18 protein-coding genes are annotated in these 21,991 nt (G+C 72.5%); 13 read left to right on the top strand and 5 right to left on the bottom strand.

Features of this window, described 5'->3' with window-relative positions:
- The first annotated feature begins 104 nt into the window (after window positions 1–104).
- Together ACIRPU_RS20270 and purU are read left to right on the top strand one after the other, a co-directional pair.
- Complete coding sequence (locus ACIRPU_RS20270; protein ID WP_385554269.1) at window positions 105–605, top strand: hypothetical protein; 501 nt, start codon at window positions 105–107, stop codon at window positions 603–605.
- Window positions 606–699: 94 nt separating this feature from the next.
- Window positions 700–1,584 (top strand): formyltetrahydrofolate deformylase, encoded by an 885-nt coding sequence (gene purU / locus ACIRPU_RS20265; protein ID WP_054243965.1) that lies wholly within the window; start codon window positions 700–702, stop codon window positions 1,582–1,584.
- A gap of 133 nt (window positions 1,585–1,717) precedes the next feature.
- Here purU and ACIRPU_RS20260 read toward each other — a convergent pair whose 3' ends face one another.
- Window positions 1,718–3,280, bottom strand: a complete 1,563-nt coding sequence (locus ACIRPU_RS20260) for an anti-sigma factor family protein (protein WP_403868985.1) — start codon at window positions 3,278–3,280, stop codon at window positions 1,718–1,720.
- Window positions 3,277–3,879, bottom strand: coding sequence for an RNA polymerase sigma factor (locus tag ACIRPU_RS20255; protein ID WP_403868982.1), 603 nt, complete (start codon window positions 3,877–3,879; stop codon window positions 3,277–3,279). Before ACIRPU_RS20255 ends, ACIRPU_RS20260 begins: the two co-directional genes overlap by 4 nt.
- A gap of 319 nt (window positions 3,880–4,198) precedes the next feature.
- Between ACIRPU_RS20255 and ACIRPU_RS20250 the strand changes: the two genes are divergently transcribed.
- A complete protein-coding gene (locus tag ACIRPU_RS20250; RefSeq protein ID WP_384108804.1) occupies window positions 4,199–4,579 on the top strand; it encodes an STAS domain-containing protein in 381 nt (126 codons plus the stop codon).
- 173 nt (window positions 4,580–4,752) lie between these two features.
- Complete coding sequence (locus tag ACIRPU_RS20245) at window positions 4,753–5,265, top strand: EF-hand domain-containing protein (RefSeq protein WP_403868978.1); 513 nt, start codon at window positions 4,753–4,755, stop codon at window positions 5,263–5,265.
- Window positions 5,266–5,418: 153 nt separating this feature from the next.
- Here ACIRPU_RS20245 and ACIRPU_RS20240 read toward each other — a convergent pair whose 3' ends face one another.
- Complete coding sequence (locus ACIRPU_RS20240) at window positions 5,419–6,933, bottom strand: class I adenylate-forming enzyme family protein (RefSeq protein ID WP_403868975.1); 1,515 nt, start codon at window positions 6,931–6,933, stop codon at window positions 5,419–5,421.
- A gap of 278 nt (window positions 6,934–7,211) precedes the next feature.
- Between ACIRPU_RS20240 and ACIRPU_RS20235 the strand changes: the two genes are divergently transcribed.
- The 4 genes from ACIRPU_RS20235 to ACIRPU_RS20220 all read left to right on the top strand — a co-directional run bounded on the left by ACIRPU_RS20235 (window position 7,212) and on the right by ACIRPU_RS20220 (window position 11,514).
- Entirely contained in the window at window positions 7,212–8,405 is a 1,194-nt protein-coding gene (locus tag ACIRPU_RS20235; RefSeq protein WP_403868972.1) for an amidohydrolase family protein, read from the top strand.
- Between the two features lie 34 nt (window positions 8,406–8,439).
- Complete coding sequence (locus ACIRPU_RS20230; protein ID WP_403868969.1) at window positions 8,440–9,573, top strand: acyl-CoA dehydrogenase family protein; 1,134 nt, start codon at window positions 8,440–8,442, stop codon at window positions 9,571–9,573.
- 10 nt (window positions 9,574–9,583) lie between these two features.
- The gene (locus ACIRPU_RS20225) at window positions 9,584–10,468 is read left to right on the top strand and encodes an acyl-CoA dehydrogenase family protein (RefSeq protein WP_403868966.1); all 885 of its coding nucleotides are present in this window, start codon (window positions 9,584–9,586) and stop codon (window positions 10,466–10,468) included.
- Between the two features lie 551 nt (window positions 10,469–11,019).
- On the top strand, window positions 11,020–11,514 hold the full coding sequence (locus ACIRPU_RS20220; RefSeq protein ID WP_403869497.1) for an ATP-binding protein: 495 nt from the start codon (window positions 11,020–11,022) through the stop codon (window positions 11,512–11,514).
- Window positions 11,515–12,026: 512 nt separating this feature from the next.
- Here ACIRPU_RS20220 and ACIRPU_RS20215 read toward each other — a convergent pair.
- A complete protein-coding gene (locus ACIRPU_RS20215) occupies window positions 12,027–12,953 on the bottom strand; it encodes a cyclase family protein (RefSeq protein WP_403868963.1) in 927 nt (308 codons plus the stop codon).
- A gap of 102 nt (window positions 12,954–13,055) precedes the next feature.
- Here ACIRPU_RS20215 and ACIRPU_RS20210 point away from each other — a divergent pair, with 102 nt between their 5' ends.
- The 3 genes from ACIRPU_RS20210 (at window position 13,056) to ACIRPU_RS20200 (ending at window position 16,293) form a co-directional block, all read left to right on the top strand.
- Window positions 13,056–13,970 carry an SDR family NAD(P)-dependent oxidoreductase gene (locus ACIRPU_RS20210; RefSeq protein WP_403868960.1) on the top strand — a complete coding sequence of 305 codons (915 nt, stop codon included), beginning with the start codon at window positions 13,056–13,058 and terminating at the stop codon, window positions 13,968–13,970.
- 102 nt (window positions 13,971–14,072) lie between these two features.
- Window positions 14,073–15,221 carry an acyl-CoA dehydrogenase family protein gene (locus tag ACIRPU_RS20205; RefSeq protein WP_403868957.1) on the top strand — a complete coding sequence of 383 codons (1,149 nt, stop codon included), beginning with the start codon at window positions 14,073–14,075 and terminating at the stop codon, window positions 15,219–15,221.
- Between the two features lie 22 nt (window positions 15,222–15,243).
- Entirely contained in the window at window positions 15,244–16,293 is a 1,050-nt protein-coding gene (locus tag ACIRPU_RS20200; protein ID WP_403868954.1) for a Zn-dependent alcohol dehydrogenase, read from the top strand.
- A gap of 1,422 nt (window positions 16,294–17,715) precedes the next feature.
- Here the strand turns inward: ACIRPU_RS20200 and ACIRPU_RS20195 are convergent.
- Complete coding sequence (locus tag ACIRPU_RS20195) at window positions 17,716–18,765, bottom strand: GlxA family transcriptional regulator (protein ID WP_403868951.1); 1,050 nt, start codon at window positions 18,763–18,765, stop codon at window positions 17,716–17,718.
- Window positions 18,766–18,836: 71 nt separating this feature from the next.
- Here ACIRPU_RS20195 and ACIRPU_RS20190 point away from each other — a divergent pair, with 71 nt between their 5' ends.
- Complete coding sequence (locus tag ACIRPU_RS20190; protein WP_403868948.1) at window positions 18,837–20,201, top strand: MFS transporter; 1,365 nt, start codon at window positions 18,837–18,839, stop codon at window positions 20,199–20,201.
- Window positions 20,202–20,408: 207 nt separating this feature from the next.
- Window positions 20,409–21,959 carry a multicopper oxidase family protein gene (locus tag ACIRPU_RS20185; protein WP_403868945.1) on the top strand — a complete coding sequence of 517 codons (1,551 nt, stop codon included), beginning with the start codon at window positions 20,409–20,411 and terminating at the stop codon, window positions 21,957–21,959.
- Window positions 21,960–21,991: the final 32 nt, after the last annotated feature.

Here is a 21,991-nt window from a genome sequence, read left to right as displayed (position 1 = left end):
CCGTCACATCACTAACCTGGGAGTGACCCATGGTCAACGGGCGGTGACGGCCAGGTGAATTACAGGGGCACCTGCGGTACGCGGGAGCGGGAAACGTACGATCTATGACCGTGCAAGGTTCGGAGAACTCTTCCCGTCGCGGCCGTCGCTCCCCCACCATGGGCGGCATGCCACTCAACGACATGCCGTGGTGGCGCTGGCGCAGCAATGTGCGCTCCGCGCTGCACATGCTCTCCGACCCGGTGTTCCAGCAGAACGTCTGGCTGGCCGGCGTCGAGGGGTACGGGGACGTCACCGACGCCGTGTACCGCCTCGTCGAGGACACCTGGCTCGACAACTGGTCCGCCGAGAAGTACGTCGGCACGATCTTCCGCGACTCGCAGGAGGCGGCCCTCGTCGACACCGCCGTGCTGCGGGTGCTGCGGATCATGCACCAGGTAGGGCCGGACGCCCAGGTCTCCGCGTACGTCGACCACCAGGCGTGGCCGGAGGCGGTACGGGCGGCGCGGGACGCGCACGTGCGGATGGCGGCCAGCGACGGCGACGACGCCGACGCGCCGCCGCGCACCCTCGAGGTGCTGCGCATCATGACGCGGGCCGCGTAGGCGGCGAGGCGGGCCGGGGCGGCGGGGCGGGCGCCGTGTTCCGTCCTGCGGGACGATTGCCCACGGCGTCGGCCGGTGTGCGACCCTGTCGGGCATGAACGCGCAGCCCACCCGAGCCGCGGCGACCGCCGCCGACCAGTACGTCCTCACCCTTTCCTGCCCCGACAAGCAGGGCATCGTGCACGCCGTGTCGAGCTATCTCTTCATGACCGGCTGCAACATCGAGGACAGTCAGCAGTTCGGCGACCACGACACGGGTCTGTTCTTCCTGCGCGTCCACTTCTCGGCCGAGCCTCCGGTGACCGTGGACAAGCTCCGGGCGAGCTTCGCGGCGATCGGCGACTCCTTCCACATGGACTGGCAGATCAACCGGGCCGACGAGAAGATGCGCGTCGTCCTGATGGTCAGCAAGTTCGGGCACTGCCTGAACGACCTGCTGTTCCGCGCCAGTATCGGCGCGCTGCCGGTGGAGATCGCGGCCGTGGTGTCCAACCACACCGACTTCGCCGAGCTGGTGGGCTCGTACAACATCCCCTTCCGCCATATCCCCGTGACGAGGGAGAACAAGGCGCAGGCCGAGGCGGAGCTGCTCGAGCTGGTGCGGGAGCAGGACGTCGAACTGGTCGTCCTCGCCCGTTACATGCAGGTCCTCTCCGACGACCTGTGCAAGCAGCTCAGCGGCCGGATCATCAACATCCACCACTCCTTCCTGCCGAGCTTCAAGGGCGCCAAGCCGTACCACCAGGCGCACGCGCGGGGCGTCAAGCTGATCGGCGCGACGGCGCACTACGTGACGGCCGACCTCGACGAGGGGCCGATCATCGAGCAGGAGGTCGAGCGCGTGGGGCACGGCGTCACGCCGGACCAGCTCGTCGCCGTCGGACGGGACGTGGAGTGCCAGGCGCTGGCACGGGCCGTGAAGTGGCACGCGGAGCGGCGGATCCTGCTCAACGGGCGACGTACGGTCGTCTTCGCCTAGTCGTCGCGTCGCACGGTCCCCCGGACGCCTCTCTGCCCCCGCACCCGGCTTCTGCCCCCGCACCCGGGCGCATCTGGCTTCAGCCCTGCACCGGGCGCACCCGGGTTCGTCCGGCTGCCCCGGGTTCGTCCGGCTACATGCGGCTCAGCGACGCCGCCGCGAACAGTACGTCCCTGATCGCCTCGCGGTCGCCCAGCTGGCCCGCCGCGGCCTCCTCGGGAGAGACGTGGCCGGCGGCCAGGCGGCAGAACTCCACGTCGTCCAGGGCGACGTGGGCCACCTCGTGGTCGGCGGAGCCCACCGCGCCCGGTGAGTCCAGCGGGATCAGCCACTGGCCGCCGCCCGAGCCCTCGATCTCCAGGCGCAGGCTGCGGCCTGGGCGGCCCGCGGTCACCAGATGGCGGGTGTGCGAGGGAGCGGCGAGCCCCGCGCGGCGGCGGGCCGCGAGCGGCTCGGGCAGCATCCGCGCGGCGAGGTCGATCATGCCGTGCAGGTGGCGTGGGGCGGGCGGCGCGTAGGGGTAGTCGACCGCTTCCGCGATGTCCTCGGCGTGCACCCAGCACTCGAACGCCCGGTCCAGCATCGCGTCGCGCAGGGGCAGTTCGAAGCCGCCGTACGACACCGGCATGGTGCCGGGGCCCCCGCCGGTGAAGGACACCGTCCGCACCAGGGCGTGGGTCTGGTCGCGCCAGGGGCCGCGCACGGAACGGGTGGGCGGGAAGTGCGAGCCCGCCCAGAACGACTCGGTGCGCCGGGCCGGTGTGTCCACCGGTCCGCGCGGCCCGGGCGGCTCGTTCCGTCCGTTCCGCCCGTCGGCCTCCTCCGCCTTGCCCGCCTTGTCCGTCTCGTCGGTCCTGCCCGGCCTGCCGCCCGTGGCGAACGGGGTCAGCGGGTCGTCCAGCCCCAGGGCGACGGCCACCAGCCCGTCCACGGCGAGCAGGTGGGCGATGACTCCGGCGACGGTGGTCCGGCGGCTCGTGGCCCCCTCGCCGCGGAACCAGCGCAGCCGCACCGGCGCGTGCCACTCGGCGTCCCCGAAGTCCTGGAGCAAGGCGTCGAGCCGCGCGGTCTCGGCGTCGTACGACGCCGCCCAGACGGGCACCGGAATGCGGGGCGGGCGCCGGTCCAGGCAGCCGTCGAGGACGCGGGTGCGAAGGCCCGGGTCGAGGTCGAGGCTCTCCGGGCGCTGGAGCAGGCCGACCGCCTCGCGCAGCCGCCGTGCCTCGTCCGCGCAGGCTCCGCAGTCGCCGAGGTGCTCCTCGACGGCCTCCGTCTCCTCGGCCGAGCAGGCCGCCAGCGCCCAGGCGCCCAACAGGGACTTGAGCACCGGGTGCTCAAGGGTGAGCGACCCCGGGCCTGCGGGCTCCGCGGGCGGCAGTGGCAGCCCGCTGTCCTCCACGGAGGCGCGGGGGAGTGGGATGCGCGGCGGGCGGCCGGGTTCGCGGGCCGGAGGCGTGCCGTTCCAGCCACCGGAACCACCGTCACCGGAACCACCGTCACCGGAACCGCTCGTTCCGCTGCCGCTGCTGTCGTCGCCGGACGCCGTTGCCCTGCCCTCCTTCGGATACCTCTCCGGATCCCGGTCCCGGTCCTGCTCCTGGTCCCGGTCCTTCTCCTCGTCCTTCTCCTGGTTCCTCTTCATGTCCTCTTCGTCTTCGCCGTCCTCGGGTGGCGGGAACACGTTCTCGCCACTCACGCCGCACCCCCGTAACCGGGCGGTGCCCCGGGGGCCGCGGAGTCGTAGGCGGTGGAGAGGAGCTGGAGGCCGAGGCGGAGCCGGCGGCGGGCCTCGTCCTCGGTGACGCCGAGGTCGGCCGCGGTCTGGCGGTAGTCGCGCCGCTGGAAGTAGGCCAGTTCCAGAGCGGCGCGCAGCGGGGCGGGCATCGCCTGGACGATGTAGTCGGCGCGGGCGGCGACGGAGGCGTGCCGCACCCTGCGTTCCAGCTCCTCGGACGCCTCGGCGGATCCGGAGCCGGATCCGGGGCCGGCCTCGGCCAGCGCTGCGGTCTCGGTGGCGCGCAGGCGTTGCACGGCGAGGCGGTGGGTCAACGCGGCGACCCAGGTGCGCAGCGGGCCCTGCTTCGGGTCGTAGGCGTCGGGGTGTTCCCAGACATGCGTGAAGACCTCGCGGGTGATGCCGTCGGCCGCCCGTTCGTCTTCGAGCACGCGATGGGCGAGACCGTGCACGAGCGAAGCGAACCGGTCATAGAGCTCGCCGAGGGCGGCCGCCTCACCGCGCGCGAGCCGTTGCTGCATCTTGCGGTCCCAGCGGGGCGGTGCGTCCTTCTTCGCCATGCGACCCCCTCACCCGTGCGCGTGCCTCTGACCGTGCGTGTGTCCAGCGTGCGTCCACTGTCACCTCGAATGTAGTCGGCACGTCGGACAACGCACGCCCCTTTGTTTCAATGTGCGCCCCCTGTCCGCGAGAGGGTGGTATGGGCGGCGCCTACCCGACAGACAAGGATCGAATCGGACGGGATGTGACTGAAACAAGCCTCTTTCTCTCCGTTTCTGTTTTTGCTTCGGCGTTTCGGGGCACGGCCGCTGGGCAGCCGCGCTGCATGGAAGCGAAGGGACAGCTTCCGTTTTCCGCGAGCTACAGCGAGCGAAGGGCGTGGTGGTGGCCTTCAAAGTGACCGGCTGGGAGCAGGGCGGATGGGCCGTGCTCCATGTGTCGGGCGAGCTGGACCTGGTGACGTCGCCGGTGCTGCGGCAGAAGGTGCACGACGAGGTGGCCGAGGGGCGCCACAGTCTCGTCCTGGACCTCTCCGAGGTGTACTTCTGCGACTCCAGCGGCGTCGGCGTCCTCATCGCCTCGCGCCGCCTCATCCGCTCCTGCCGGGGACGCCTGCGCCTGATACTCCCCGCGCGGGGAGCGGCGGAGGGCTCCCACGTCAACCGGGTGCTGGGCGCGCTGGGCGTCCGCCGCCTCTTCGATGTCTACGGGGACCTCGCGGACGCCGTGGACGACGGGACGGAACCGCTCTCGGCGTAGGCCCGCGCGAGCCGACGGGGGCCCGCTCCGCTACACACTCGTCCCGGAATTCCCCCGGTATTGGCACAGGCGTCGCTTTCCCGCTGCCCGGAAGTCGCCGGCGTCGTACGCTCCCTGCCGGAACCACTCTCAGCAGCATCTCCACGCGATCACGTAAGGCGGCCCGAGAAGACATGGTCAGCAGTGAGTACGAACACAGGATCGCCGCCCGGTTCGCCACCTTCGACCAGGACGGCAACGGCTACATCGACCGTGCGGACTTCGGCGCGGCGGCCAAGGCGCTGCTCGCCGAGTTCGGCACCGCGGCCCGGTCCGACAAGGGGCAGGCGCTGTACGCGGGCGCCGAGGCGTTCTGGCAGGGCATGGCCGGCATCGCCGACCGGGACGGCGACCAGCGCATCACCCGGGACGAGTTCGTGAACGGCGCGGTCAAGCGCCTGCGCGACAACCCGGAGCGGTTCGCCGAGATCGCGCGCCCCTTCCTGCACGCGGCCCTGGACATCGCCGATGCCGACGGCGACGGCCGGGCCACGGTCGCGGACACCGTACGGGTGCTCCGGGCGCTCGGAGCACCCGAAGAGGTCGCGCAGGGGGCCGCCGCCGTCCTCGACGCCGACGCGGACGGCAAGGTCGGCGAGGCCGAGATCGTCCCCGCCTTCGCCCGCTACTTCACGGTCGCCGAGTAGCACCCGCCCGACCGGTACGCAGCCGAGCGGCTGTCACCCGACGGGTACGCAGCCGAGCGGTACTCACGCGAGCAGTACTCGCCCGAGCGGCAGTCACGCGCACAGTACTCACCCGAGCAGGGGTCGCTCGAGGAGCGGTCGCACGAGCGGTGGTCACCGGGAGAAGCGTTCGCGCAGTTTGTACTTCAGCACCTTCCGCAGTGTCTCGTTGCGCGGCAGGGCGTCCACCACCTCCAGCCGCTCCGGCAGCTTGTGGACCGACAGTCCGCCCGCGCGCAGATACGAGGTCATCGTCTCGAGCGTCAACGGTTCCCCGGCCCCCGGCGCCGGTTCCACCACCGCGCACACCAGCTCCCCGCGCTCCGCGTCGGGCAGGCCGACCACCGCCACGTCCCCGACGGCCGGGTGGGCGGCGAGCAGGTCCTCGATCTCCTTGGCCGACACGTTCTCCCCCTTGCGGATGATCACGTCCTTCAGCCGCCCGGTGAGGACCAGATGCCCGCTGCCGGTCACGTGCCCCAGGTCGCCGGTGCGCAGGAACCCCTCCGCGTCGAAGGCCTCGGCCGTCTGGGCGGGATCCAGGTACCCCTGGCACACGGCCTCCCCGCGCAGCCGCACCTCGCCCTCCACCACGCGTATCCGCATGCCCTCCGGTGGCCGGCCCTCCGTCGTCGCGAGGTTCTCCGCGGTGTCGTCCGGCGCCCCCATGGTGATCATCGGCACCTCGGTCATCCCGTACCCGTGGGTCAGCTGCACCCCCATCTCGCGCACGACGGCGTGGTACACCTCGGGCGGCTTGGGCGCTCCGCCGCCCGCGAGCAGCCGCAGCGAGGGGATCAGGGGCGCGTCGGGCCGCTTGCGCTGCTCGGCGAGGAACATCGAGTAGAACGCCGTCGAGCCGCCCGCGACCGTCACCCCGTGCCGTCGGTACCCCTCCAGCGCGTCCGGCAGCGCGAAGTGCTCGAACATCACCGCGGGGAAGCCGTAGAGCAGCAGCATGACGGTGTAGTCGGGGCCGGCGATGTGGGCGTACGGGAACGCCATCGAGCCGACGTCGTCCGCGGTGAGGCGCAGCGCGTGGGCGAGGCAGGAGCCGCCCGCGATCAGTGAACGGTCGGTGTGCAGCACGCCCTTGGGATCGGACGTGGTGCCCGAGGTCCAGTAGATCCAGCGCACCGAGGTGCCCTCGGCGGGCGGCGGCGGAAGCACGGCCGGGTCCCCGTCCGGCAGCTCGTCGTACGCCTCGAAGACGCCCTTGGCGCCCAGCCGTCGTGCCATCTCGGCATGGTCGAAGCCGCGCCAGACGCCCGGCACCGCGAAGTACTCCGCCTTCGACTCGCGCAGCGCGAAGCCGACCTCCCGGTCGCGGTAGAAGGGGATCACGGGCGACTGCACGGCCCCCAGGCGGGCCAGCGCGAACGACAGGACGGCCGTCTCCAGGCGGGTCGGCAGCTGCCAGGCGACGACGGTGCCGGGGCGTACGCCCATGTCGTGCAGCCCGGCCGCGACCCGCTCGGCGCGCTCGCGCAGCTCACCGAAGGTGAGGGCGCGCTCATCCTGGAGGAGGACCCGGCGGCCGGGGGTGAGGTCGGCGCGGCGGGCGAGCAGGTCCCAGAGGGTGCGGGACGCGCTCAGCTCGTGGGCGGTGGCGGTGGCGGTGTCATTCACGTCGGCCCCCTGGCTGAACTGACGGACTGTCAGATTTTGGGCAGAGCGTAGGGCTGGTCGCCTTGTCGGTCCAGGGGGCGGGGGCTAGCCTGCTGGGGAGAGTAAATCTGACGGGCCATCAGATAGCCGTGGGGCGGCAGGCCGGACAGCAGGCCGGACAGCGAGCCGCACGGTCGGCCGGACGGCGGGGTCGGACGGCCCGTCGGGACGGCCCGTCGGACCAGCGCACCGGACACGTCCATCGGACAACTGGCGTTCCGCCAGGCGGAGGGGAAGCCATGACCGAACTGCCGCGCATCGTCAGCGTCGACGACCATGTGATCGAGCCCGCGCACCTCTTCGCGACCTGGCTGCCGCGGAAGTACCGGGACCGGGGCCCGCAGCCCCTCACCGCCGGGATCGGCGAGCTCGCCTACGTCGCCGGGAAGTACCAGATCACGATGGACCCGGACGGCCAGCCCACCGACTGGTGGATCTACGAGGACCTGAAGTTCCCGTACAAGCGCAACATCGCCGCCGTCGGCTTCGACCGGGACGAGATGACGCTGGAGGGCATCACCCGGGAGCAGATGCGGCGCGGCTGCTGGGACCCGAAGGCCCGGCTGGCGGACATGGACCTCAACCATGTCGAGGCCTCCCTCTGCTTCCCCTCCTTCCCCCGCTTCTGCGGACAGACCTTCGCCGAGGCGCACGACAAGGAGGTCGCGCTGGCCTGTGTGCGCGCCTACAACGACTGGATGGTCGAGGAGTGGTGCGGGGACAGCGGCGGGCGGCTCATCCCGCTCTGCCTGATCCCGCTGTGGGACATCGACCTGGCGGTCGCCGAGATCCGGCGCAACGCGGCCCGCGGGGTGCGCGCGGTGACCTTCTCCGAGATCCCCAGCCATCTGGGGCTGCCGTCGATCCACTCGGGCTACTGGGACCCGTTCTTCGCGGTCTGCGAGGAGACCGGGACGGTCGTCAACATGCACATCGGTTCGTCCTCACAGATGCCGGCCGCCTCGCCGGACGCGCCCCCGGCCGTCCAGGCGTCCCTTTCGTTCAACAACGCGATGGCCTCGATGATGGACTTCCTGTTCAGCGGGGTGCTGGTGAAGTTCCCGCGCCTCAAACTCGCCTACTCCGAGGGTCAGATGGGCTGGATCCCGTACGCCCTGGAGCGCGCCGACGACGTCTGGGAGGAGCACCGCGCGTGGGGCGGGGTCAGGGACCTCGTCCCCGAGCCGCCGTCGACGTACTACTACCGGCAGATCTTCTGCTGCTTCTTCCGCGACAAGCACGGGGTCGCGTCCCTGGACGTGGTGGGGCGCGACAACGCGACCTTCGAGACCGACTACCCGCACGTCGACTCGACCTTCCCGCACACCAAGGAGGTCGCCCTCGACCACGTGAAGGGCCTCGACGACGAGACGGTCCACAAGCTCATGCGGGGCAACGCGATCCGCATGCTGGACCTGGACCTCGACAAGTAGCCGGGGCCGGGACCAGGGCAGGGGGATCAGGACCATGGACCTCGCGGACAGCCCCGAGGACGCGGAGTTCCGGGCCCGGCTGCGCGAGTGGCTCGGCAAGGTGCTGCCCACGCTCCCGCCGAAACCGTCCCCGGACGACTGGCCCGGCCGCCGCGCCCACGACCTCGGCTGGCAGCGGACGCTGTACGACGCCGGGTACGCCGACGTGCACTGGCAGGCCTCGCCGGGCACCCGGCTGATCTTCCTGGAGGAGACGGAGAAGGCGGGCGCGCCGTACGTGGGGGCCGGCTTCGTCGGGCTGCTGCACGCCGGGCCGACGATCGCCGCCGAGGGAACGGCCGCACAGCGGGCCCGCTGGCTGCCGCCCATCCTGCGCGGCGAGGAGGTGTGGTGCCAGGGCTTCAGCGAGCCCGACGCCGGGTCGGACCTCGCGGCGCTGCGCACGCGCGCGTGGCGCGACGGCGACGACTACGTGGTGAGCGGGTCCAAGATCTGGACCTCGCACGCGGAGGTCGCCGACTGGTGCGAACTGCTGGTCCGCACGGATCCGGGGGCGCCGAAGCACAAGGGCATCACCTGGCTGGCCATGCCCATGGACGCCCCGGGCATCACCGTACGGCCGCTGCGCACCCTCGCCGGATCCGCCGAGTTCGCCGAGGTGTTCCTCGACGAGGTGCGGGTGCCGGTCGGCCATCGGGTGGGGGAGGAGAACGACGGCTGGCGGGTGACGATGGTGACGCTGTCGTTCGAGCGCGGCACCGCCTTCGTGGGCGAGGTCGTCGCCTGTCGGCGCGTGCTGGGCGAACTCGCCGTGGAGGCACGGAGGAACGGCCGCTGGGACGATCCCGCCCTGCGGCGGCGGCTGGGCGCCCTCAACGCCGAGTTCCGGGCGCTCTGGCGGCTGACGCAGTGGAACGTGAGCGAGGCGGAGGCCCAGGGCGGGCTGCCGGGCGTCGGGGGTTCGGTTTTCAAACTGAGGTACTCGCAGGCCCGCCAGGAGCTGTACGACGCGGCCGCCGACCTCCTGGGCGACGAGAGCCTCGACCTCGACCGCCCCTGGGTCCACGACCGGCTGTCCTCCCTCTCGTACACCATCGCGGCCGGGACCTCGCAGATCCAGCGGAACATCGTGGCCGAACGGATCCTGGGCCTGCCGAAGGGACGGTGAACTCGACGTCATGCGATTTCGACTGACGGAGGACCAGCGGGCGCTGCGTGACGGGATGCGGGGGCTGGTGGCGCGCCGCTTCGACCGGGCGGCGCTGCGGGCCGCCGTGGACCGGCCGGGGCGGCTGGACCGGGCACTGTGGCGGGAGCTGGGGGCGGCCGGGTTCTTCGCGCTGCGGCTGCCCGAGGCGGACGGCGGGGTCGGACTCGGGCTGCCCGAGACCGTGTTGGCGTTCGAGGAGGCCGGCCGGGCCCTGCTGCCGGGGCCGCTGGTGGCCACCCACCTCGCGGCGGGCCGCGTGCCCGGCGCGGCCGACGGGGAGACGGTCGTGACGGCCGTGGACGGCGGCGGGCTGGTGGAGTGGCTGACGGAGGCGGACGTCGTGTGCGGGGAGACCGGCGGGGCTGTGCCGCTGCGGTCGGTGGACCCGCTGACACCGCTGCACCGCGTTCCGGGCGTCTCGGCGGCCGTCGATCCCGTCGCCGTTCTCCTCACGGCGGCCGAGCAGCTCGGCACGGCCACGCGCGCGTGCGAGCTGGCCGTGCAACACGCCCGGGCGCGCGAACAGTTCGGGCAGCCGATCGGAGCCTTCCAGGCGATCAAGCATCTGTGCGCGGAACTGCTGGTGCGGGTCGAGGTGGCCCGCGCGGCGGTCTACGCGGCCGCCGTCACCGCCGACCCGGCCGACATCGCGGCCGCCCGGCTGCTCGCCGACGAGGCCGCCGTACGCGGCGCGCGCGACTGCCTCCAGGTGCACGGCGGCATGGGCTTCACCTGGGAGGCGGACGTACATCTGCTGCTCAAGCGGGCCTGGCTGCGCACCCGGCGTGCGGGTGGCGGCACGGAGAGTGAGGAGCTGCTCGCGGCCGACCTGCTGTCCGGCGCGGGCCGTTAGCGGCGCCCGCCTGCGCTGAAGGCGGGGGCGGCGCGTGGACGGCCGTACGGGTGTCGCGGATTGTGGCATACCGGAATCACAGAGCGTTGATACCGGGTTGTGTCCGATGCGTGACCCGTCACGGCCCGGAGTCGGCAGGCCTCTCCGGTACCTTCTGTGGGATGCGAGTGGTTCCGAGCATGAGCCATGCCGGCGGTGCCCCTGGGGCGGTGCCGGATCCGGCGGTGCGCGCCGCCGCTCGCAGGGCGGACGGCCTTCTGGCGCCCGCCTGTTCGACTCCCCGCAACGAGCGTCGCACAGTATGCCGCACGGGTACTCCTTCGCGCTGGAATATGCCCGAAGCGCTTGTTGAGGTGACTGTATGTCAACCAAGCTGTCTCGTAAGGGATTCACGTTCCGTCACCCTGCCTCTGGCTGTTGTTCTGGCCATGCAGAAAATGGCTACGATCGTGGCCCCCGTCGTCATGGTGCACACGCGGCTCGCGTGGCTTGCGTGGCGCACGGCCATGTGTCCGCCGGTTCGGATGGTGTGAGCGGTGCAGGTGCTTCAAGTGCAGCTGGAGATCCGGCCCGACCCCGCTGAGGTGGGGCGCGCCCGCAGGTGGGCCCGTTCGCGCCTCGCCGGGTCCGGGATAGGGGACGAGGAGCCGCTCGCCGAGACGCTGATCCTGCTCGTCTCCGAACTGGTCACCAACGCCGTGGTGCACACCGGCTGTCCGGCCGTGCTGCGGCTCTCCCTGCCGGGCGGGACGGCCGAGCCGTCCACCGTCCGTCTGGAGGTGGCCGACACCAGCGACCGTGCGCCCGTGCCCCGCTGCGCCGGCGACGAGGCGACCGGCGGTCGTGGTCTGGCCCTGGTCGACGGCCTCGCGGACCGCTGGGGCTGGAGCGTCGAGGGCGCCGGCAAACGCATCTGGTGCGAACTGGACCGCTGTGGGGAGCCCGGTCGGGCCGAGGCGGACCACGGGGGCGTGGAGGAGTGCCGGGGCGCGGTCCCGGCGGAGTCCGAGGCGGCTTACGGAGGGCTCGCGTACGAGGTCGTCTGAGCGGCGGGCGGACGGCGGGCGGACGACCGGCGCGCGGCGATGTGACCGGCGATGTGTGACCGGCGTGGCCGGTGGTGCGGGCGGCGGGCGAGGGCGCACGCGTGCGGAGCGCCCCGCGGACCGCGGTGCACGGGCGCAGAAAGCGCTGTCGCGGACGGTCCCGGTCGGCATCGGTGCGCCCGGCTGTGCTTCCGTGCGCGCCCACCGCAAAGGGGATGTAAGTAACAAATCGCCGGTCAGGTGTTGACGCGACGTGTCCGTTTGATCACGCTTGTGGTCAGCGATTCGCCGAGAGGGGACGACGAGGGCTTCGGTGACGGAGGCTCTCGCCGAGTGCGGGTCGCGATTCGGCGCCGACTCCCTCAGGGCCGAGGGGAGTCGGTGGGGGTCCCTCCCGCTCGGGCGATGCCGGGAGTGGGGGAGGGTGCGCCGGAGTCGGATGGCGGTGCGCGGTGCCGTGCTCGGGGCGGGCAGCCGCGCGCCGCCAGCCGACGTGAGGGGTGCGTCTGTTGCTAGAGCACCGCCACGGGGGCCACCGGAGTGCCCGTCCCGCCGACGAAGGGCTCGGGCATCGCCGACAGCAGGAACGCGTAGCGGCCAGTTTGTCCACAGGCTGTGGACAACTCTTCGAGATTCCAGTTCTGGCCCTGGAGCATCCCCATCTCCACCAGGTCGAGCGCGTGCACCGGCAGCCACAGATCGTCGATCTCGGGCGGGAAGATCTCGAACGTGAGGGTGTCGTTGGCGACCGCCGCCACGTCGCGCGCGTGGAACCACTCCGGCGTGCGGACCGAGAGGCCGGGTGACGGATAGCCGTACCCCTGCTTGTCGCCCGCCAGATAGAGCCGCACCTGCCCGGTGCGGACGAGCGCGATGTCGCCGGCGCGCACCCGGGTGCCGGCCAGCTCCTCGGCCGCCGTCAGGTCCTCCGGGGTGACCGCGTGCCCGCCGTCCAGCCGGTCGACGCCCCGCGCGCGTGCCACGTCGAGAAGCACCCCGCGCGAGACGACGTGCCGCGCTTTGTCGATGCCGCTGAACTCGGCGCCGCCGTGCGGGGTGACGGTGGTGGCCGGGCGGCCGTTGTAGAGCTTCCCCGAGTGCGAGACATGGGTCAGTGCGTCCCAGTGCGTGCCGGCCTGGAGGCCCATGGTCACGGCGTCGTCGCTGCACGCCACCGTGCCGGGACCGAAGATCTCCTGGTTGATCTGCACCATGGCGTGCAGGGGGTTGACCCGCCCCGGGATCAGCCCGGTCTGCACGCCGTCCTCCCGCAGGGGCAGCGCGAGCGGGACGCGGCGGCCGGTGCGGATCTCGGCGGCGGCCGCGCGGACGACGTCGTCGGTGATGAGGTTCAGGGTGCCGATCTCGTCGTCGGCCCCCCAGCGCCCCCAGTTGTTGACGCGCTTCGCGATGTCGTGGAACTCGACCGGCAGTGTCATTCCGTGCCTCCCCGGGGCTTGTCCCCGACCGACGGACGGGTCAATGTAGACCTCGAATCTCAAATCTAACGGTCCGTCAGAAACTGTGGGAGGGGGCCGGACGTGGGGAACTTCCTGACCGGCAAGGTCGTCGCCGTCACGGGGGCGGGACGAGGCATCGGACGGGCGGTGGCGCTCGCGGCCGCGGCCGAGGGCGCGCGGGTCGTCGTCAACGACTACGGGGTCTCGGTGGACGGCGCCTCACCCACCAGCGAGGTCGCCGAGTCCGTCGTCAAGGAGATCGAGGCGGCGGGCGGGGAGGCGGTCGCCGTCGGCGACGACATCTCGACGATGGCCGGCGGGCAGCGGGTCGTCGACACCGCCCTGGCGTCGTACGGACGGCTCGACGGGGTCGTGTGCGTCGCCGGGATCCTGCGGGAGCGGATGCTGTTCAACATGTCCGAGGCGGAGTGGGACCCGGTCGTCGCCACCCATCTCAAGGGCACGTTCACCGTGTTCCGGGCCGCGTCGGCCGTGATGCGCGGACAGCGCTCCGGCACGCTGATCGGCTTCACCAGCGGCAACCACCAGGGCTCCGTCTCGCAGGCCAACTACAGCGCCGCCAAGGGCGGGATCATCTCGCTCGTACGGAGCGCCGCGCTGGGTCTGCACAAGTACGGGGTGACCGCCAACGCGGTGGCCCCCGTGGCCCGTACGCGGATGTCCGCGGGCGTGCCCATGGAGTTGACGGAGATCGGCGAACCGGAGGACGTGGCCGCGTTCGTGGTGTACCTGCTGTCGGACCGCGCGCGGGACGCGGGGGTCACCGGGCAGGTGTACACCGTCGCGGGGCCGAAGATCGCGGTGTGGGCGCAGCCCAGTGAACTGCGTTCGGCTTACGCGGAGGGGGGTTCCTGGACGCCTGAGCGGATCGCGGAGGTGTTGCCGGGGACGGTGGGGGTGGATCCGATGCCGATGCTCGTTCGGCTGGAGGAGATGGCTCGGGCCGCGCGGGAGGGGAGCCGGCCCAACGCCTGAGCGTGCTTCCTGTGGTCTTCGGGTGCGGGTCGTCCGTGGCTGGTCGCGCGGTTCCCCGCGCCCCTGAGGTACCTGCGGTCACCCCTTCTCGAGGAGGTCAGCGTGGATTTCGGTTTCACCCCGGCGGACGACTCCTTCCGCGTCGAAGCACGTGACTGGTTGGCCGCACACGCTCCGCGAGCCGCCGACCGGCGGGCCTGGGAGCGGGCGCTCGGGGCGGCCGGGTGGATCGGGATCGGTTGGGGGGAGGGCGGGTACGGCAACCGGACCGCGACCCTCACGCAACAGGTCGCCTGGGCCGAGGAGTACGCCCGGTCGGGTGCCCCGGCCCGCTCCGGGCACATCGGGGAGAACCTGCTCGCGCCGACCCTCCTCGCGCACGGCACGGCGGAGCAGAAGGCGCGCTTCCTGCCGCCGATCGCCGCCGGCGCCGAGCTGTGGTGCCAGGGGTACAGCGAGCCGGACGCGGGATCCGACCTGGCCGGAGTCCGTACGAAAGCCGAACTCGCCCCCGACGGACGGTCGTACCGCGTCACCGGGCAGAAGATCTGGACCTCGCTCGCCCAGGAGGCCGACTGGTGTTTCGTGCTCGCCCGCACCGATCCGAAGTCCCGGCGGCACCACGGACTGAGCTTTCTCCTCGTCCCCATGGACCAGCCGGGGCGGATCGAGGTGCGGCCCATCCGGCAGCTGACCGGCACGAGCGACTTCAACGAGGTCTTCTTCGACGGGGCGCACGCGCGCGTGGAGCACGTCGTCGGCGCGGCGGGCGACGGCTGGCGGGTGGCGATGAGCCTCCTCGGCTTCGAACGCGGGGTGTCGACCCTCGCCCAGCAGATCGGCTTCGCCCAGGAGCTGGAGCGGGTCGTGCGTACGGCGGTGCGGACGGGGGCGGCCGACGACCCCGTCGTACGCGAGCGGCTGGTGCGGCTGTGGGCCGAGCTGCGCACCATGCGGTGGAACGCGTTGCGGACGCTGGGAGGCTCCGGCGGACCGGGCGCGCCCAGCGTGGCGAAGCTGCTGTGGGCGGGCTGGCATCAGCGGCTGGGGGAGGTGGCGGTGCAGGTGCGGGGGGCGGCGGCGAGTGCCGGCCCCGCGGACTGGACGCCGTCCGCGCCGTACGAAATCGACGACGCGCAGCACCTGTTCCTGTTCTCCCGGGCCGACACGATCTACGGCGGGTCGGACCAGATCCAGCGCACGATCATCGCCGAGCGGGTGCTCGGCCTGCCCAGGCAGCCCAAGGGATAGCGGACCGGACGGAGGGGACGCGATGCGAGGCGTGGTGTTCGACGGGAAGCGGGCCGAGGTCGTCGACGATCTGGCGGTCCGCGATCCCGGACCGGGTGAGGTGCTCGTCGCGATCTCGGCGGCCGGGCTGTGCCACAGCGACCTCTCGGTCGTCGACGGGACGATTCCCTTCCCGGCGCCCGTGGTCCTCGGCCACGAGGGCGCGGGGGTCGTCGAGGCGGTCGGCGCGGGGGTCGGTCATGTCGTACCGGGGGACCATGTCGCGCTGTCCACGCTCGCCAACTGCGGCACCTGCGCGCAGTGCGACCGGGGCAGGCCGACGATGTGCCGGCAGGCCATCGGGCGCCCGCGGAAGCCGTTCACGCGCGCGGGAGGCGCGGTGTACCAGTTCGCGTCCAACTCCGCCTTCGCCGAGCGCACGGTGGTGAAGGCCGTACAGGCGGTCCGGATCCCGAAGGACATCCCGCTGACGTCCGCCGCGCTGATCGGGTGCGGGGTGCTGACCGGTGTCGGGGCCGTGCTCAACCGGGCGCGGGTGGGGTACGGGGAGAGCGTCGTCGTCATCGGGACGGGCGGGATCGGGCTGAACGTGGTGCAGGGCGCGCGGATCGCGGGCGCGTCGCTGATCGTGGCGGTGGACGCGAACCCGGCGAAGGAGGCGGTGGCCCGCCGGTTCGGCGCGACCGACTTCCTGACCTCGACGGACGCGGTGCGGGACGTGCTGTCCACGGGCGCGGACCACGTCTTCGAGTGCGTCGGCCGGGTCGAGCTGATCCGGCAGGCGATCGACCTGCTGGACCGGCACGGCCAGGCGGTGCTCCTCGGGGTGCCGCCGGCCACCGCCGAGGCGTCCTTCCTGGTCTCGTCGATGTACCTGGACAAGTCGATCCTGGGCTGCCGGTACGGCTCCTCGCGCCCGCAGCGGGACATCGCGCTGTACGCCGAGCTGTACCGGGCCGGCCGTCTGCTCCTCGACGAACTGGTGACGGACACCTACCCGGTGGAGGACTTCGCGAAGGCGGCCGCGGACGCGGAGGCGGGGAGGGTGGCGCGGGCGGTGCTCACGTTCTGACCGGAAATCCCGTGGGCTGACCGAGAACGCGGCGGGCCGGCCGGAGCGCCGTCCGGCGGTCCGGAGAGCCGGTGGTGGGATTCGAGGAGCAGCCGTCGGCCGGTCCGGGGAGCAGCTGTTGGCCGGTCCGGGGAGCCGTTGGTGGGTTCGGGGAGCCCGTCCATCGGCCCGGAAAACCCGTGGGGCGGTGTCGGTGCCACCCCCTACGGTCCTTGCATGACCTACCGCGACGTCGCCTCCCGACAGGTCCTGATCTGGTGCTGCACCGCGGTCGGCGCCCGGATGCCGGTCGCCATGGCCCCGCTGGCGCTGGTGTTCCTGGTGCGCGAGCGCCCCGGCGGCTACACGCTGGGCGCGATCCTCGCGGCGGCCTACGTCGTCGGTGAGATCGTGGGCGCCCCCGTCCTCGGGATGCGGCTGCGCCCCGGGCGCGCCCGCGTCCACCTGGCCGTCGGGCTGGCGGCCGGGGCCGCGGGATTCGCCGGGCTCGGGGCGTTCCCGGCCGCGCATCCGGCGGTTCTCGGCGGGTTCGCGGTCCTGGCCGGGGCCGCGCCGGCCGCCGCCACCGGTGGGCTGCGCACGCTGCTCACCGCGCTGGTTCCGGAGCGTGCCGCGGCACAGGCGCTGTCCGTCGAGTCGATGCTGACGGCCGGGGTGTGGGCCGTCTCCCCGGCTGCGGTCGCCGGTCTGGCGCTCGGCGTCGCGCCGCGCGTCCCGCTGCTCCTCGCGGCCGTCCTGATGGCCTCGTCGGTCGCGGGCCTGTGGTTCCTCCCGGCGGCCTGGGGCGCGGCGGGCGCCGGTGACGCGAGGGATCCGGGTGACCCGGGCGACCCGCGGGGCGAGGACCGCGCGGGCGCGTCGCCGCTGCGGGTCCTGACCGGCGCCTGGCCGGTGTACGTGACCGGTGCGGCCAGCCTCACCCTGCTCGGGCTCGCCGAACTCGTCCTGCCCGCCCTGCTCGAACAGCGGGGCGTCGGCGTCGGCTGGTCCGGTCCGCTGCTCACCGGGATGGCGGTGGGCGGGGGGCTCGGCGCGTTCGCCTACGGTCTGCGGGCGTGGCCGGGACGGCTGCGCACCCGCAGCGTGGTGCTGATGGCGGGGACGTCGGTCTGTGTGACGCTCGCCGCGCTGACCCCGGACGCGGTGGGGATCGCGGCGGCGCTGGCCGTGGGAGGCGTCCTCCAGTCCGCTGCGATGCTCACCCGCAACCTGTCCCTGCGCGAGGCCCTGCCGCCGCACGCCCTGGCCGCGGGGTACTCCGTCATGTACGCGGCGGCGGGAGCGGGTTACGCGGCCACGGGCTCCCTCGCCGGCGCCCTGCTGAAGGTGGTCGCCCCGTCGACGGCGATCCTGGCCGGCGTCGGGGTGACCCTGCTCCTCACGGCGGTCGGCTGGTGGGGCGAGGCGCGCGTCGCCGGGCGGTCACCGCAGGGCGGCGTCGAGGACGTCGTGACCCCCGCTCTCGCCGCTCCCGGTGCGGATGGTGCGGACGGTGCGGAAGGTGCGGCGATACGCGGTCGGCGTGACCCCGAGGGCCGCCTGTAGGTGCTGGCGCATCGACTGGGCGGTGCCGAAACCGGCGTCCCGGGCGATCTGGTCGACGGAGCGGTCGCTGGACTCCAGCAGGTGCCGGGCCCGCTCGACCCGCTGCTGGGTGAGCCACTGGCCGGGGCTGATGCCCACCTCCTCGCGGAAGCGGCGGGTGAACGTCCGTACCGACATGGCCTCCTGCTCGGCCATGTCGCGCAGGGGGATCGGCTCGTGGAGGCGGCCGAGCGCCCATGCGCGGGCGGCGGTCGTGGTCGCCTGCTGCGGGTCGGGCACGGGGCGCTCGATGTACTGGGCCTGGCCGCCGTCGCGATGCGGCGGGACGACCGTACGGCGTGCCACCTCGTTGGCGACCGCGGCGCCGTGGTCACGGCGCAGGAGATGGAGGCAGAGGTCGATCCCGGCCGCCACACCGGCGGAGGTGAGGACGTCGCCGTCGTCGATGAAGAGGACGTCGGCGTCGACCCGGATCCTCGGGAAGAGCCGCTGGAAGTGCTCGGCGTGCATCCAGTGCGTGGTGGCCGGGCGGCCGTCCAGGTAGCCCGCGGCGGCGAGGACGTATCCGCCGGTGCAGATCGAGACGAGGCGGGTGCCGGGTCGCAGGCGGGCGAGGGCGGCGGCCAGTTCGGGGGTGAGCACGCCCTGCTCGTAGACGGGGCCCAGCTCGTAGGAGGTGGGGATGACGAGGGTGTCGGCGGTGGCCAGCGCCTCGGGACCGTTGCCGATCAGGACGGCGTAGTCGGCGTCCGTCTCGACGGGGCCCGGCGGCCGGACGGAGCAGGTGACGACGTCGTACAGGCGGCGGCCCGCCGCGTCGCGCGCCTTGCCGAAGATGCGTTGCGGGATGCCCAGTTCGAAGGGCATCAGCCCGTCGAGGGCGAGGACGACGACGCGGTGGCGGGAGGATGCGTACGGTTCGGCCATGGCCCGATCCTAGCGAATGCTGTCCCTCGGGCCACTCGTCCGGGAGGGTCCGATATCGGAAGCTCTGTGACGTGACCCAGACAACCGATACACCGGCGTCCGCCGAGGAACAGAGGCCCGCGTCCGATCGCGTCCCCGGCCGCGTTCGCGGGCGCGTTCTCGGCCGTCGCCGCGGCCGTGTCCATCGCGCCTGGTTCGTCGCCGCCGTCACCTTCGTCACGATCATCGGCGCGGCGGCCTTCCGTTCCCTCCCCGGCCTGCTCATCGACCCGCTGCACCAGGAGTTCGGCTGGTCGCGCGGCACGATCGGCGCGGCGGTCTCGATCAACCTGGCGCTGTACGGCCTCACCGCCCCGTTCGCGGCGGCGCTGATGGACCGCTTCGGCATCCGCCGGGTGGTGGCGGTGGCCCTGACCGTGATCTCGGTCGGCTCGCTCCTGACGGTCTGGATGACGGCGGCCTGGCAGCTGCTGCTGTACTGGGGCCTGCTGGTGGGCCTCGGCTCGGGCTCGATGGCGCTCGCCTTCGCCGCGACGGTCACCAACCGCTGGTTCACCACGCGCCGGGGTCTGGTCAGCGGCATCCTGACCGCGGCCTCAGCCTCCGGCCAGCTGATCTTCCTGCCGCTGCTGTCCTGGCTGGTCACGCGGCACGACTGGCGCCCCGCGGCGGTGACGGTCGCGCTGGCCGCGCTGGCCGTCGTCCCCTTCGTGTGGCTGCTGCTGCGGGACCATCCGGCGGACGTGGGCCAGAAGCCGTACGGCGCGACGGAGTTCGTCCCGAAGCCGGACCCGGTGCGGGGCGCCGCGCGCCGCACGCTGCGGGTCCTCTTCTCGGCGGTCCGCACGGGCCCGTTCTGGCTGCTGGCCGGCACCTTCGCGATCTGCGGCGCCTCCACGAACGGCCTGGTCCAGACGCACTTCGTGCCCGCCGCCCACGACCACGGCATGCCGATCACGGCGGCGGCCTCGCTGCTCGCGGTCATCGGCGTCTTCGACGTGGTCGGCACGATCGCCTCCGGCTGGTTCACCGACCGCTTCGAGCCGCGTCGGCTGCTGGCGGTGTACTACGCGCTGCGGGGCGTCTCGCTGCTGTTCCTGCCGATGCTGCTGGCGCCTTCCGTGCACCCGCCGATGATCTTCTTCATCGTCTTCTACGGCCTCGACTGGGTCGCCACCGTCCCGCCCACCCTGGCGCTGTGCCGTGAGCAGTACGGCGAGGACAGCGCCATCGTCTTCGGCTGGGTCCTGGCCTCCCACCAGGTCGGCGCGGCCCTGGTGGCCTTCCTGGGCGGCATGGCGCGGGACGCGTTCGGCACGTACGACATGGTCTGGTACGCGTCGGGGGCGCTGTGCGCCGCGGCGGCGCTGATGGCGCTGGTGATCCGGCGGCGACCGGCGGTCCCCGCACCGATCCCCGCACCGGCGACCGCCTGAGCCGACGACTGCCGGAGCCGGTGCCCGTGCGGGCCGGTGTCCGAGCCGGTGGCTGTGTGAGCCGGTGTCCGTCCGATCCGGTGCCTGTCCGGGTCGGTGAGGCGGAGGTGATTTCGGGGCTCCTTTACGTACCATATGGGCACATTCCGACACGGATGGCTGCGTTGTGCGGCCTCCGTGTCGTCGCTCTGCCCATGGAGGCGATACGTGACTTCTCTGGCTCGTCGTGGCGTGCTCAAGTGCCTGCCGGTCGCCGCCGGGGCGGTCGTGACCGGCCTGGCGGCGAGTCCGCGCGCGGTGGCGCGACAGCAGACCGACCCCTCGTTCCCGCAGCCGGAGACCCGCAGGACGGCACCGGACACGGGGCGGCTGGAGACCCGGCTGACCGTCGAGTTCACCGAGCAGGTGATCCCCGGCGTCGGCACGGTGACCACGCGCGCCTACGAAGGGACGATCCCCGGGCCGACGCTGCGGGTGCGTCCGGGGGACTCTCTCGAGATCACGCAGGTCAACGCGCTGCCGCCGAACGCCGACGCGACGCATGCCGACGCGACGCATCAGGACATGAACATCCCGCACGACTTCAACACCTTCAACCTGCACACCCACGGCATGCATGTGGATCCCACGGGCGAGGCGGACAACATCTACCGCGTCTTCGCGCCCTCCGACACACCGGGGAACACCACCACCTACCGCACGAGTGTCGACGTCCCGGCGGACCATCCGGTCGGCACGTTCTGGTACCACCCCCACCACCACGGCTCCACGGCGACCCAGCTGCTGAACGGCATGGGGGGCGTCATCGTCGTCGAGGGGGACGTCGACGAGGTGCCCGAGATCGCCGCCGCCAAGGACGTCGTCGTCTGCATCAACGAACTCAAGCTGTCCGGCGGACGGGTCCCGGACCTGACCTCGCACGGCGTCTACGAGGGCGTCACCTCGACCTTCCTGGTCAACGGCGTGAAGAATCCCGTGCTGACCATCGCCCCGGGTGAGGTCCAGCGCTGGCGGGTCGTCAACGCCGGTGCGATCACCGCTCACTTCCTGAGCCTGCGCGGGCACGAGCTGCACCAGATCGCCTGCGACGGCATCACCTTCATGGAGCCCGTCGCCACCACCGGACTGACGCTGCCGATGGGCGGGCGCGCCGACCTGCTGATCCGCGGGGGCGAGCCCGGCACGTACAAGCTGTCCGGCGGGGGCCCCTCGCAGACCCTGCTGACGCTCGTCGTCACCGGCGAGCCCCGCTCGATGTCGCTGCCGACCAGCCTGCCCGGCAGGCCCCCCGAGCTGCCCGAGCCCACCCGCACCCGGGCCCTTACCTTCCGCAGCTACGAGAACGTCTTCTCAGGCGCCTTCCCGAACGCCTACCGCATTCTCGGCGACGGCGAGACCCCGCCCGCCGACCCGCTGGCCGGCCGCCACGATCTCGCCTGGGGCCGTCTCTCGTCCGACTTCGTCAACCAGCGCGTCCGGCTGGGCGAGGTCGAGGAGTGGACGGTCGTCAACGACTCGCACGCCCACAGCCATCACCCCTTCCACCTGCACACCAACCACTTCCTGCTCACGGCCGTCGACAACCGCCGCCTGGCCACGCCGGTCTGGCACGACACCGTCAGCATCCCGCCGAACGGCTCGATCACCTTCCGGCTGCGCGCCGAGGACTTCACCGGCCGTTCCATGCTGCACTGCCACCAGCTCCAGCTCCAGCACGGCGACGAAGGCATGATGCAGATCGTCGACTACGTGCGCTGAGCGCGCGTGCCGGTCGGGCGGGGCGTGCCGGT

Source organism: Streptomyces sp. NPDC102259 (assembly GCF_044766465.1).
Lineage (GTDB): Bacteria > Actinomycetota > Actinomycetes > Streptomycetales > Streptomycetaceae > Streptomyces.
The sequence above is the reverse complement of the archived record's forward strand: the minus strand, read 5'-3'. Positions and strand labels throughout refer to the sequence as shown.